Below are 13,194 nucleotides of genomic sequence, written 5' to 3' on the forward strand. Positions count from 1 at the left end.
CAAGAAAAACGTCAAATTTGATTTTTTTCGTCTACAGGTCTATTTCCGCCGGCGTTAAATCAATCGCTTGAATCCAGTCGAAATCATCGAATATTCGATTAAGTAGTGCCCGTCCAGAAACAGCGTATTTGAGTTCTCTTCGCGGAACAAAAAATTGAGCGCTACTTTTTTGAGAAGTACTTACGAAGGTGCCGCTCTTATTTTACGGTCATATGTGCATAAAGGCTCTTTTCGTGCCTACCTTTCCATCGGGTCGTTGCGCCGAACGGAAAATCCCGTTTCTAAACGGTTGCCAGTTTCTTGCGCGCCATCGTAAGCAAATTGGCGGCAACGACCGATGACAAGACATAGGATTTAAACGAACGAAATCCTTTCCAGGTGCAACGGGTCAGCCCGAAGCTGCGCTTGAGCCAGGATATGCCGGATTCGATTCCGGCACGAAACTGGCGAAGTTTTTTGTAAACGTAGTCGCTGCGGCACATGTCCGCTTCTTTTAGGCCTCGTTTTTTGGAAAAGCATACGTCTTTGATTCTGCGTTCTTTGGCTTTGGCAAGATTGTCTTTGGAGGCGAAACCGCCGTCCAAAGCGACTTTCAACGGATAGCGGCCATAGATCCTTTTTTGACGGTCGAGCATGGTTTCGACCAATTCCGTATCGGCGGGGTTGCCTTCCAAGATGACGCAATCCAGGATCAGGTTGGAGGCACCGCCCGTCAAACAGATTTTATGACCGTAATGTGTCTCTCGGCGGTCCTTGATAATGATGTCCGTATGGTCTTCGAAAATGGAAAACACCTTCTGGCCGGCCGGGACGCTTTCGCCTTGAACGATCCGGCGATAGGTTTGGTCGTATACTTGCCGGGCCAGGTCGCCATAGTGTCTGATTTCGTCGAACAAGCCCAACAAAAGCGGGTCCGCGCTGCAGTGTCGTGCCAGGATCTTTTCGGCCCGGATGGCATAGCCGATGGTTTTGCCAGTGACCTTGAGCAGATCTTTATACAGGGGAATACGCTGCTTCTCATTTTTGGCGTACTGGATACCGATCATCCTTTTCTTGGCGCGGCGCCGATGATCGGTAAAGACGATCTTGATCCCGAATTCGTCTCGGGCTTTGGTCAACAAACGGGCGATCACGCGCACCGAATCGAACAGTTGCACGGAATCGAGAGGCTTATGGATGTTGGACTCGACCACCGTACAATCGATCCGTGCCTTCCTGCCCTTTTCGATTTTATCGTCCTTAGCGCAGGCCAAAAGGTCGTCGGATATACGTTGCCATGTTTGCGGCGACAACGTTTTGATATTGGCGTTGAGGGCCGACTTTTTGAATCCCTTGTCGGCGATGCCGATGCGACAGAATCGTCTCAAGGCCCTGGAGTCGGAGATATGAAACGCCAGGTCTTCATATGTGAAACCGTAAAGCCGCATCACCACCGCAGCACGAATAATCTGCTCGGCCGTCATGCCGCGAGCCCCGGTTCGACGCTTGATGATTTTTCCCTTGTTGAGATCTTGCAGTACATGATCGCAAATGGTAGGAGTGCTATCGAGCACAATGCTGATCGCTTCCAGCTCTTTTTCCTTGGGATGACCGGTTGGGGGATCGATAAGCAGCATTTGTTTTTGATGTTTTTCGCGCATTTTGTGTTTGGCCCTTTTCTTTTTTTTGTATTGATATTGAACGTTTGGCGACATTCAATATACTACAATGAGAAAAGTAAAGCCAGTGCAAAATGCGCTTTTTTTATCAATAACGGCAGGTTACGTTGCCGGATGGGCACTAAGTAGCCCAGATAATAGCTCTAATTCGTGGAAATATATTTCATCCTTAGCCATCGCCTCCCTAGCATGGTCGATATCGCCCTTTTTCAGATACTGCTGGAGCCCTTGGGTAAGAGTACGAGTGGCACTTTTAATACGGACAACTGATATATCATCGTCAACGGACTCCCCACTGGCCTTTGCTTTCTTTTTCGCCAATTTTTCTTTACGGCGTATCCATTTACGTTCATCAATCCGCTGCTGTCTGCGTGCCCATTTATCCGATTTGCTGTTGTTGTAATCATCCTCAACATAGGTAAAGCCCGGGCGTTTAATAACCTCAACCAGCATGTCGTTGACCTCCAATCGGAACATTCCAATCGATTTTGCGTCTGTAATGTCGGGTTTTGGATCAACGCCATGATTTTTAAGGAACTGATCAACGGTCTGCTTTTTCGTGCTGTGAATGATGATGTCTAAGATGTGGCATTGTGGCAGGTAGCCGATGGCTGGGAACGCCTCAATGTCAATTCGTTTTGCCATCCTCATACATCTCTGAATCAACTGTTTGTCTATGTAGGGGAACCATTTATTTAATGCTTTCAACCATTTCTTCTTGTTTTGCTTGACTGACTTTTTCAACCCAAGGAAATGTTCGCCCATCCTGATCTTGTGGGCTGTTTTCGCTAAGTTGCCCTCCATGATCAATTTAAACTCTTTTTGAATCTTGCCGCTAACATACTCAAATTTCTGCTTGTCGGTCTTGCATCCATCTGGGAACTTGATTGATGGGATATCTCGCATCGTTGACCTCGTACCGAGTTTAGGCATCAGAATTAACGTTTTTGTATGGTCGCCAAGTGGCAAACCACGGGCACTTAACGTCGGTATCTGGCCGTTACCGGCACGAGTTGGTGGAGAGAATTACCTTAAATACAAAGGGAATAGGGTAGGTGACTGCTTCGCACCTCTTTTTAAGTCGTTCTAAGAATACTGATTTGACCCGAACATTATCGTTTCCAGGGGCAAACCACGGGAAAAACGCTTGACATCGAAAAATATTGTGTGTATCTACCGCTTTCCTTTTGGATCCAAGGCTTTATTGCTGAGCATAAAGTCCGATTTGATGGTACAATGATACTGTTGGCGTCGTTTTGGGGACGCCACTTAAAAATATATGTTACATCCCTATGTACGGGCCGTTTGCGCGGGTTTTACCGCCAGGCGGCTTTTTTGTTGTTAATCGACCGATGCCCCTATCCAATCCCATACCCGAGCGTTTCGATGCCATCGTCATCGGCACCGGTGCTGGCGGCGGCACGGCCGGCTACAAGCTGGCAACCATGGGCAAGCGCGTCCTTTTTGTCGAGCGGGGAAAACGGTTTGACGATGCCCGGGCCTTTCAAGATGAACAGGCCATGCAGATCGAAAAACAGGCATCGGACGACCGGCAGTTCGATTTCGGTGGGTTGAGGGATCGGCCGTTCATCGGAGGCATTGCCGGCGGAAGCACAAGCCTATACGGGGCATGCCTGATGCGGCCGGGGCCAAGCGATTTCACGCCGGGCCGGTATTATGGCCGATACCTGGATCGAAGCCTTTGGGACTGGCCTGTTTCCCAAGAGGAGATGGCGCCGTTTTATACCGAAGCCGAAAATATTTTCCGGGTGGCCGGAGAAATCGGCCAAGCAACCCCGCATCTGATGCAGCGGTTCATGGCCTATCCCGCCGAATCCCTGCCGCTGCATCCCACCAACATTGCCCTGAAAGCGACGTTTGAAAAGGCGGGGCTGCGCCCGTTCACGCTCCCCTTGGGGATCGATCCGTCCACCTGTGACCGCTGTTCGACATGCCCGGGCTACATCTGTCCTCCCGGAGCCCGGTCTTCCAGCCTGAATCGCTGCATCGTTCCGGCAGTTGAAAAACACAATGCCGTATTGCTAACAGACACTGAAGTGACCGCGGTGAAATCCAAGGGGCGCCGGATCGTCGGCCTCGAGTTGAAAAATTCTGCTGGCAACTATAGGGTAGCTGCCGATCTTTTCATTTTATCCAGTGGTGCCATCGGCAGCCCGGCGTTCTTGATGCAGCACGGGTTGACAGGAGGAAACGATGCCATCGGTCGCAACTACATGTTTCACCTCGGAGTGATTTTTACGGCCCTGTGCGCCCGCCGAACCGGTGCCGGCCGGGAGTTCATTAAGCAGCTTGGCATCACTGACCTGTATCTGTCCGACGATGCAGCGCCCCACAAGCTGGGTTATATCCAGCAATTGCCCATACCCGGCGTTCTGACCATGCGGGAGCAATTGCCGCTTCCCCTGCCCAAGTGGCTTCTTGAGCCGGCGCTGACCCGCAACATTACTTTCGCCGGTGCCATTGAAGACCTGCCCCAATACTCGAACCGAGTTGCGCTGCGCAACGGTCGGATAACCATCACGCATCGCTACCACCCCTATGACGTCCTCCGCGCACAACTGTTGAAAAAAGGTTTCCTGCCGGCCATGCGCCGTATCCCATCCAGTCTAACCTTTGCCATGATCGCCAAAAATGAAAAGCTGCATGTCGCCCATCAGGTGGGCACCTGCCGCTTTGGCAACGATCCGGCCACCAGTGCCCTGGATAAAAACTGCCGCCTTCATCACTTGGACAATCTTTTCGTGCTCGACGGCAGCTTCATGCCCACCTCCCTGGGTGTTGCCCCGGCCTTGACCATCATGGCCAATGCCCTGAGGGTGATCGGCAGCCTTTTGTAAAGCCGATCATGCATTTGTTAGCGTTCAACCACCAGGTGGATTTAGCGCTTCCAACCGGTTCCTCACATTTTTCTAACACAGCACTGACACTATCCTGAATCTCATTGAAAGGAACGGCTGGAGACGAGGCCGGTATCAATTGAACGTAATGGGTGGAATTGAGATATGATGGAAAAGAAGGTACTCATCACCGGTATCACGGGCACCTTGGGCAGCGCCCTTGGAGAACTTTATTTAAAGCGTGGTTGGAAAGTCCACGGCGCAACACGGCAATCCATTGCGCAGCATCCTGCGTGCAGCCATGTGATCACCAACGATCAAAGCAGCATCGACGATGCCCTGACCCTTCTGAAAATCGAACCCGATCTCGTCTATCTCAACGCCGGTGCCATCGAAAAGGAGATCGGCGCCATGGGCGAGCCATTGTCCGAAGTGACCCAGTCCATCACGACGATCAACTACACCTTCCCAGCCGTGTTTGCCCTCGAGGCCTCCAAATCTTCGCAAAAACCCATGGACATCATCGCCATCGGGTCCATCGCCGATGGCAGTCCTTCGGCTTTCGGACCGGTATACCACGCCTCGAAGGCGGCGCTGCACTATTTCATCCAGGGCACCAGCCCGATCTTAGGGTATGCCAATCCCAACATCAAACTGCGTCTTTACCGCCCCGGCGCCATTCACGGGCCGCTCTCCTGGGCGCCGGTGAACCGCCTTAACGAAAAGGGGCATAAGGTCCGCGCCAAGCGGTGCAAAAACGCCCCCTCGGCGGAAAAAGTCGCCCTGCACGTCGAAAAATTTCAAAAGAGCGGCAAATGGGTCACCAATTACGACGAACCCATTTCGTTCAAGTTTTTGAAGTTCTTTTTCGCTCTGGCGCCCAACCTATATTGTAAGATGCAACACTGGGTCTGGCGTCGCGCAAGCAAGTTCAAGACATAATGGTTGACAGTTTAGACCGAGCAACACGGTGAATCTATGAGAGCAACCCGCGAAAATCCATCATGACCTCCGACGAGCATTTTTAGGGGCCCATTCTCGGCCATGATGATTTTCGCTGGACTCCGCAGCAATCCCGGATAAAAAAACCTGCCATCCTTGCAAACGTGGGTTATGTTGGATGTCGTCTGATAAACCCCAACACAGAGCCAAAATCAAGGAGGCAGGTCATGACAAAGCATAACACATTTATCGGTATGGACGTCCATAAAAATTCCATTGATATCGCAATTGCTGACGAAGGCCGTAAAGGACAAGTGCGTCATTATGGTAAAATCGATGGCACTCTTTCCACCTTGGACAAGGTCGTTCGCAAACTGGTCAGCACGGGCAACCGACTACACTTTGTGTACGAAGCCGGTCCTTGTGGCTATCAGATCTATCGCCATCTTTCCGATCAGGGATTCGATTGTGATGTGGTCGCACCATCCAGGATTCCCAAGCCCAGTGGAAACCAAATCAAAAATGATCGTCGCGATGCTCTGATGCTGGCCCGTCTGCATCGTTCCGGCAACCTTACCGCTGTCTACGTTCCCCGTGCCGAAGACGAAGCCATCAGGGATTTGACCCGAGCCAGGGAAGATGTAAAAAATGACGAGAAAAGAAGTAAACATCGTCTGCTATCTTTCCTCCTTCGCAGTGGGATCCGCTATACGGGTGGATCGCCGTGGAGCATAGCCCATATGCGCTGGCTGTCTGACATCAAGATGCCTCATCAGTCCCAACAGGTCGTCCTGCAAGAGTATATCGGCACCGTGAATCAATGCAAAGAACGCGCACAACGATTGACCGAACAAATCCAACAGCTACTGCCCGAATGGCAGCTGTACCCAATTGTTCAGGCACTTCAGAGCATGCGCGGTGTCTCAACAATTGTGGCGGCCACGACCGTTGCCGAGATCGGCGACCTGAAACGGTTCCAAACACCAAGCGAACTGATGAGCTATCTGGGTCTGGTGCCGTCGGAGCACTCCAGTGGTCCAAAAACAAAGCGCGGTCCGATTACCAAAGCTGGAAATGGACATGTCCGCCGTGTCCTGACCGAGGCAGCCTGGGCATATCGGCTGCCGGCCCGGGTCAGCCGGGCATTGCTCAAACGACAAGAAGGCCTGCCAGAATCCGTCTGTGATATTTCGTGGAAGGCGCAACTCCGGCTTTGCTCTCGCTACCGTCGACTATGGAACAAAGGAAAAGCGAAACAAGTTGTCGTAACGGCCATTGCACGGGAACTATGCGGATTCATGTGGGCAATCGCAAATGAAATTGAAGTACCGGCAAACAACTAACCCAAACAGATAATCAAAGAACAACTGGCAACAATCTAACGGAGATCATTTAACAAACAAATCCAACAACGTTCCAGGGCAGTTACAGGGGCGCAACCACGGTCAGGAGAACCCTCGAGGGCACTATTGGATAGGTCGTTTGGCCGAACTCCCGAATCAAGACCGAGGCAGCTCCACGACGAAGCTATGTCATGCGGTATCCAATCCGCGAATATCAGAGTGATCAACCGTCGCAACTCTGGTTCCGCTCCTTTGAGTGCCCTGGAACATAGCACTGACAAGGACCGCTGAAAAACAGTTGGCAGGGAGTTATTTTTTCTCTTGACAACTGTCAACCATATCAGCGCCCATAGGCCTTGCCCCAACCCCACTGGGAACATTCATCCAGATGTACAGGCCGTTGTGCAGATTACACCGCCAAGCGGCTATTTTTTTTGAGAAACGAGAGAATTTGCAGCTTTTTACTCGGTTTTGCCCTTCATCTCCTCCGAAACCTTGTTGATGGGGCAGGCAAAATAAATACAGCGGTGGCATTCATGGCGCCGGACGGTGGCGGCGAACCCTGCCAAAGATAGCAGGAAAATGGCCAGCAGGTCTGGTTCGTGGATCAGCCAGATGAGGGGAAAGGCCAGCAGCGCTGCCGGAGCGGCCCAGGTCACGATTCTGTCCCTGGTATCGAGTTCTCCCGGACGCGCTGCAAAGAACTTGGGCAGGTCCCAGAAAAATATGCAGCGCAGCAGTTTGTCTTCACGGGCATAGTGAGGACAGCGGCTGCAAAAGAATTTGAGGACCAAAATTACCGCAACAACTATCAGAAGGATATACACCAGCAGGCCTCCCAACGTATTTCTTGCGATCCCCACGGCAGCCGTCAGCAGTGGAACGGCCAACAGGCAGGTATAGAAGAGAAAATCGAAAAAATCGTACCGTTCCCTTAATTCTTTCGAACACGGTTCCATGGTACCTCCTCGATTTGGGTATTATTCATCCCGGTTTGGCTGTTTCGTTGCCAATTGCCCGCCGGATCACAAGATCCGTAACGGTACGCGATAAAAAACCGTTGGAGAGCCTGTGCATGAGGTAAAGGAAGCGGGTACGGCGCCCCGGAACGCACCAGTAGGACTTTTTTTGGATGGCCCGGACAATTTCTTTTGCCGTGAATTCGGGAGTCAGGAGACCGCCCATGTTCTTTACCGCCCTTGCCTGGGGCGGCAGGGTTTTGGCTTCCGTTTCGTTCATGGGGGTGTCCACCTCGGGCGGGAAAACGACGGTCAGCGGCATTTTCAGGGGCGCGAGTTCGTAGCGCAGGCTTTCAGCAAATCCCATCAGTGCACCCTTGGAGGCGGCGTAGGCCGTATACCCGAACATGCCGAACAGGGCTGCCGCCGAGGAGAGGATGACCACATGGCCCCGTTTGGCCTTCATAGGGCCGAGCAGGGCATGGATGGGGGTGCGCACCCCGTTGACATTGACGTTCATGACCTCGGTGAACATTTCTGGGGTGATGTTCTCGAAATGGTCGGCCGCCGTATTGATGCCGGCACTGAGAATCAGGATGTCCGGGGCGCCAAAGTCGGCAACGGCGGCCCTCATTTTTTCGTAAACCTGGACATGGTTGCTTACGTCGAGGCTCAGGGTAGCGATCCTTTGCCGGTCCGATTGCCGGGTGCGTTCAACGGTCCGTTGCGCTGCTTGGAGGCGTTGCGCCGATCTGGCTACCAGCAGGATGTCCGCGCCCAGAGTGGCCAAGATTTTGGCCAAAGCAAGGCCGATTCCGCTGGAACCCCCGGTAATGTAGGCAGTTTTATTCTTGAAAGATTTCGGCATATTGAAAAAAAATATGAGTACTCGGAGCCTGTTGAATAACCATTCTTGATCGCCGGTGTCAAGGATTTACGGAAAAAAGCTTGTCCAGAAAATTCGCGTTGATCGCCTCTTCTGTCGCGTGGCCGAGCGTTCTCTGTCAGTGCCTCGATAACGGTTTGTATTCTGTAAATAAAGCGTTGACATCGTAAATTTTACAGTATAAAAGTCGATAATGAGTGAAAAAACACAGATTGCGCGGTTGCTGTCCGACCGCCTTCCTTCGTCTTCCGAAAAACGAATCGTTGTGCTTACCGGCGCACGGCAAACCGGCAAAACCACCCTGGTTAAACGTCAGTTTCCCAATCTTAACTATATCAATCTCGATGCCCCGGAAAACAGGGATGCGTTGCGGTCGTTGGCGACTTTCGCCTGGGAGAAAACCGTCGGTAGCGCCGTTATTGATGAAGCCCAGAAGGAACCGGTGGTGTTCGAGAAGGTCAAATACGCCTACGATGAAGGAGGCATCCATTTTACCGTTCTGACCGGCTCCAGCCAAATTTTGCTGTTGAAGAAAATTCGGGAAACCTTGGCGGGCAGAGCCTTTTTTTATGAACTGTGGCCCTTGATGCAGTGTGAAATCAATGCCTCCATCGACAAGGATAAAGACACCTTGCCGCTGCTGGATACCATTTTGACGGAAACCTCCACTGACGCCGTGTTGACTGAAATCCCGACGACGCTATTGGGGAAAGCTGCCAATGCCTGTCAGGAGGCGGAGGACCACATGATCAAATGGGGCGGTATCCCTGCGCTGCTGAACCTTTCGGAGGATGACCGCTGGCTTTGGCTTAAAAACTACGAATACACCTATCTCGAAAGGGATCTGAGCGATTTGGCAAGGTTGGATGATCTGATGCCTTTCCGAAAATTTCAACGACTTTCCGCATTGCGATCGGCCCAGTTGCTCAATTATTCCGAACTGGCACGAGATACCGGAATCAGTGTCGATACGGCCCGCCGCTATCTTGAATACCTTGCGCTTTCCTACCAGGTCGTTTTGTTGCAGCCGTACTACAGGAATCTGACCAGTTCGGTGATCAAGACCCCGAAACTTTATTGGATGGATATTGGGATATGGAGACATCAGACCGGGTTCAGGGGCGATCTGTCCGGTCAGCTTTATGAGACCATGGTGGTTGCCGAAATCGTCAAATGGGTTCGCACCCGGCAACGGGAGGTTGAGGTCTTCTTTTACCGGACGCGGTCCGGCAACGAAGTGGACCTTTTGTTGGAGACTTCGTCCGGTGTGATCGGCGTGGAGGTTAAATCCCGGGCAAAATTAGCTGCCAAGGATACGCGATCGTTGAAAATGGTTGCCGAGAAGTTGGGGGAACGGTGGTGCGGAGGAATGGTGGTGTATCGGGGTGATGAAATCAAGCGAATCGGCGATCCGGACATTTTCGCCGTTCCGTCCAGACGCCTTTTCCAGAAGTCATGAAAAGATCGATCATGCTTAAAAAAAAATCGTTTATCGAAAACATCCTGATCCTGGGATTGGGCGGGGTCGGTTCTTACCTGGCCAAACGTCTGGTCCACGAAGGGTATGCCGTTACCGCCATCGAACCGGACAGTAGTCTGATTCATTACGCCGACAGCCATTTGGACGCCCGGCTGATTCAGGGATCGGCGTTGGATATCGACTGCTGGCGTGGGGCCGGTGCTCAGGACATCGACGTGCTGATTGCCGTCACCAACAACGATGCGGTCAATATGTTGTCCGCCATGATTGCTGACAGGTTCCATATTCCACTGAAAATAGCCCGCGTCCGTTCCCTGGATTTCGGTGGCAGGGACGCCATCCTGAGTAATGAAGATCTCAAGATTGATCTGATCATTCACCCCGAAGAACTGGCCGCCCAGGAGATTGTGCGCCTGGTCAAACGTACGGCCGGCATCGAGATTATTGACATCGCCGACGGCCAGACCCAGGTCATGGCTACCCGGGTAACCGAGGGATCGCCCCTGGCCCATAAAAAACTCAGAGACCTTTCCAGAACCTACAACGATTTCCCCTTTCGGGTGGTGGGCATCGCCAGAGGCATCACCACCATTTTGCCAGGTGGAGACAATGAAATTTTGCCTCAGGATCAGGTGTTGATCATGGCTTCCAGACAGCACCTTCCCCGGTTGATGGCCATCACCGGCGAAGAGCAGCGGAGACGACACCGGGTCATGATTCTGGGCGGCGGACTGGTGGGCAGCCGTGTGGCCGACTTGATGGGCAAGGATGTCAAGGTCAAGATCGTCGAAAAGGACGAAGCGCGGGCTGCTGAATTGTGCCATCGACTCAGCCACGCCGAAGTGCTGCATGGTGACGGCTCCGATGCCGAATCCCTCGACCTGGCCGGTTTGACCGACATGGACACTTTTATCACGGCCACCGGAGAAAACGAAACCAACATCATGAGCTGCATGCTGGCCAAGCACCTGATGACCACCAACAACGGCGAGAGCCGCAATACCGAGCGTAAAACCATTTCGCTGGTGAGCAAAGAGGAATATCTGGTGCTGGCCGCAACCAGCGGTTCGGACATCGCATTGAACAAGAAAGTCCTGGCCGCCAACGAGATTTTGAAGTTCATCCGGCGCGGCGAACTGCTATCCGTGGCCCACCTGCACGGGTTTGACGCCGAAGTGGTCGAAATCAAGGCGGCCAAGGGCTCGTCCATTACCCGCATCCCCCTTTCCAAAATCGATCCCTCCTTTCACGGTAAAATTCTCATCGGAGGCTTCTATCGGGACGACCAGTGGAAAATTGCCGTGGGGGACACCCGCATTCTGCCCGAGGAACGGGTGATCGTGATCTGCAAGTCGATGCATCTTAAGGACGTGCATAAATTATTTCTTGGATAGGGTTCAAGGGGTCGAGGGTTCAAGGATTCAAGTGAAGATCTAAAACCAGAGCAAAGGGTTCAAGGGGTCGAGGATATAAGGGACCGTGGGTTTGTTTTCCAGGGACCGTATCAATTCTTTATAGTTTTTCAGCATTTCCCTCGAATCCTCGACCCCTTGACCCCTCGAACCCTTCTTTTATTTTTTCCAGAAGGAGGGATAAAAGATGACCAGGGCAGAGAACATCTCCAGACGGCCCACCAGCATGTTGTAGGAGAGAAACCATTTGCCCGCATCCGAGATAAAGGCGTAGTTCTCGGACGGACCGATGGCCCCGAATCCGGGGCCGATGTTCATCAACGTTGCGATTACCGAACTCATGGCGGTGACATAATCCATGTCGTCTGTAAGCACCATCACACAGCCGCCGCCCAACACCATGAAGATGTTGACAATAAAGTAGCACACCGAGAGGTGGATGATGGTGTCGTCCACCGGGCGCTGGTTAAGGCGCACATAGATGACGGACATGGGTTGGAAGAATAATTTTTTAATGGCCGCCGACATGAATTTGCACAGTACCACGTAGTGAACGATCTTGATGCCGCTGGTGGTGGATCCGGCGCAGGCGCCGATGAAGCATACCGCATACAGGAACATCTGGGCGGCCTGGGGCCATTTTTCATAGTCCGCTGTGGTAAAGCCCGTGGTGGTCAACAGGCTGGTGACCTGAAAAGTGCCGTAGCGGATGGCGTCCATCAGTCCGTATGTGTTTTCCTTCCACAGCAGCCAGGAGACCACGCCGCAGAAAAAGAGCATAAATCCGACGTACCAGCGAAACTCCGTGTTGATCCGCAGGGAATGGAAATCTCCGCGCATCATCTGGTAGAAAAGGACGAAGGTCATCCCGCCCAGAAACATGAACACAATGACGATCCAGTCGAAATAGGCGTTGTTGTAATGCCCGATGCTGGCATTGTACGGAGAGTATCCCGAGGTCGACACCGTTCCGAAGGCGTGGCACAGAGCGTCGAACAGGCTCATGCCTCCTCCGCAGAGCAAAATCGTCTGGGCCGCATTGAGACCCAGGTAAATCAACCACAAACGCACCATGGTATCCCGGTTGCGGGCATGGAACTTCTCTTTGGTGATCACTTGGCCGGGCGAGGACTCCGCCCGGAAAATGCGCAATCCCCCCATGCCGTGGGGCAGGAAGATCACCGTCAGGGTCAGAAAACCCATGCCGCCCAAAAGATGGGTTTCACTGCGCCAGAACAGCAGACCGCGCGGCACCACTTCGATATCGGTCAAGATGGTGGCCCCGCTGGTGGTGTAGCCGGACATCATCTCAAAAAAAGCGTCGGTGAACGAAGGGATCGACCCGTGGATCATGAAGGGCAGGGCGCTGAGGGCCGAAACGAACACCCAGCCGAAGGCGGCGATGAAGATGCCGTCTTTGATACCCAAATCATGGTGTTTCCTAAATCCCCACCACAGCGGTATCCCTATGAAGAGCGTCACCAGTGCAGAGATGGCCAAGGCCGCAACGTCATCGCCGCCGTAGATCAGGGCGCAGGCGACGGGCAGCAGCATCGAGATGCCGGTGACCATAAATAAGGTTCCGAAAACATGGAGAATTGGAAACAGGTGCATGGGAGAAGTCCGCTTATTTCTCTATGCGCATCGCCAACGGGC

At 52.6% G+C, this 13,194-nt stretch carries 10 protein-coding genes; 5 read left to right on the forward strand and 5 right to left on the reverse strand.

Annotated elements, in window-relative coordinates; genetic code table 11:
- Window positions 1–281 precede the first annotated feature (281 nt).
- A complete protein-coding gene (locus GN111_RS00655; RefSeq protein ID WP_155301899.1) occupies window positions 282–1,640 on the reverse strand; it encodes an ISNCY family transposase in 1,359 nt (452 codons plus the stop codon).
- Between the two features lie 120 nt (window positions 1,641–1,760).
- Window positions 1,761–2,564, reverse strand: coding sequence for a hypothetical protein (locus tag GN111_RS00660; RefSeq protein WP_155301900.1), 804 nt, complete (start codon window positions 2,562–2,564; stop codon window positions 1,761–1,763).
- Between the two features lie 446 nt (window positions 2,565–3,010).
- Here GN111_RS00660 and GN111_RS00665 point away from each other — a divergent pair, with 446 nt between their 5' ends.
- From GN111_RS00665 to GN111_RS00675, 3 genes are all read left to right on the forward strand, one after another.
- Entirely contained in the window at window positions 3,011–4,516 is a 1,506-nt protein-coding gene (locus GN111_RS00665; RefSeq protein WP_170302064.1) for a GMC oxidoreductase, read from the forward strand.
- Between the two features lie 165 nt (window positions 4,517–4,681).
- Window positions 4,682–5,458, forward strand: a complete 777-nt coding sequence (locus GN111_RS00670; protein WP_197740475.1) for an SDR family NAD(P)-dependent oxidoreductase — start codon at window positions 4,682–4,684, stop codon at window positions 5,456–5,458.
- Between the two features lie 227 nt (window positions 5,459–5,685).
- Window positions 5,686–6,801 (forward strand): IS110 family RNA-guided transposase, encoded by a 1,116-nt coding sequence (locus GN111_RS00675; RefSeq protein WP_155301902.1) that lies wholly within the window; start codon window positions 5,686–5,688, stop codon window positions 6,799–6,801.
- Window positions 6,802–7,262: 461 nt separating this feature from the next.
- Here the strand turns inward: GN111_RS00675 and GN111_RS00680 are convergent, their stop codons facing one another.
- Window positions 7,263–7,760: a hypothetical protein gene (locus tag GN111_RS00680; protein WP_155301903.1), complete on the reverse strand. Its 498-nt coding sequence runs from the start codon at window positions 7,758–7,760 to the stop codon at window positions 7,263–7,265.
- Window positions 7,761–7,785: 25 nt separating this feature from the next.
- A complete protein-coding gene (locus GN111_RS00685; protein WP_155301904.1) occupies window positions 7,786–8,628 on the reverse strand; it encodes an SDR family oxidoreductase in 843 nt (280 codons plus the stop codon).
- A 211-nt stretch (window positions 8,629–8,839) separates the two neighbouring features.
- On the opposite strand from GN111_RS00685, the gene GN111_RS00690 reads away from it, so the two are divergent.
- Together GN111_RS00690 and trkA are read left to right on the forward strand one after the other, a co-directional pair.
- The gene (locus GN111_RS00690) at window positions 8,840–10,105 is read left to right on the forward strand and encodes an ATP-binding protein (protein ID WP_155301905.1); all 1,266 of its coding nucleotides are present in this window, start codon (window positions 8,840–8,842) and stop codon (window positions 10,103–10,105) included.
- An 11-nt stretch (window positions 10,106–10,116) separates the two neighbouring features.
- Complete coding sequence (trkA, locus tag GN111_RS00695) at window positions 10,117–11,520, forward strand: Trk system potassium transporter TrkA (RefSeq protein ID WP_231715636.1); 1,404 nt, start codon at window positions 10,117–10,119, stop codon at window positions 11,518–11,520.
- Window positions 11,521–11,697: 177 nt separating this feature from the next.
- Here trkA and GN111_RS00700 read toward each other — a convergent pair whose 3' ends face one another.
- The gene (locus tag GN111_RS00700; protein WP_231715637.1) at window positions 11,698–13,110 is read right to left on the reverse strand and encodes a TrkH family potassium uptake protein; all 1,413 of its coding nucleotides are present in this window, start codon (window positions 13,108–13,110) and stop codon (window positions 11,698–11,700) included.
- Window positions 13,111–13,194: the final 84 nt, after the last annotated feature.

Source organism: Desulfosarcina widdelii, from assembly GCF_009688965.1.
GTDB lineage: Bacteria > Desulfobacterota > Desulfobacteria > Desulfobacterales > Desulfosarcinaceae > Desulfosarcina > Desulfosarcina widdelii.

Coding starts and splice junctions, on each gene's coding strand:
- GN111_RS00655 (WP_155301899.1), bottom strand. CDS start 1,640: ATGCGCGAAAAACATCAAAAACAAATGCTGCTTATCGATCCCCCAACC.
- GN111_RS00660 (WP_155301900.1), bottom strand. CDS start 2,564: ATGCGAGATATCCCATCAATCAAGTTCCCAGATGGATGCAAGACCGAC.
- GN111_RS00665 (WP_170302064.1), top strand. CDS start 3,011: ATGCCCCTATCCAATCCCATACCCGAGCGTTTCGATGCCATCGTCATC.
- GN111_RS00670 (WP_197740475.1), top strand. CDS start 4,682: ATGATGGAAAAGAAGGTACTCATCACCGGTATCACGGGCACCTTGGGC.
- GN111_RS00675 (WP_155301902.1), top strand. CDS start 5,686: ATGACAAAGCATAACACATTTATCGGTATGGACGTCCATAAAAATTCC.
- GN111_RS00680 (WP_155301903.1), bottom strand. CDS start 7,760: ATGGAACCGTGTTCGAAAGAATTAAGGGAACGGTACGATTTTTTCGAT.
- GN111_RS00685 (WP_155301904.1), bottom strand. CDS start 8,628: ATGCCGAAATCTTTCAAGAATAAAACTGCCTACATTACCGGGGGTTCC.
- GN111_RS00690 (WP_155301905.1), top strand. CDS start 8,840: ATGAGTGAAAAAACACAGATTGCGCGGTTGCTGTCCGACCGCCTTCCT.
- trkA (WP_231715636.1), top strand. CDS start 10,117: ATGCTTAAAAAAAAATCGTTTATCGAAAACATCCTGATCCTGGGATTG.
- GN111_RS00700 (WP_231715637.1), bottom strand. CDS start 13,110: ATGGTCACCGGCATCTCGATGCTGCTGCCCGTCGCCTGCGCCCTGATC.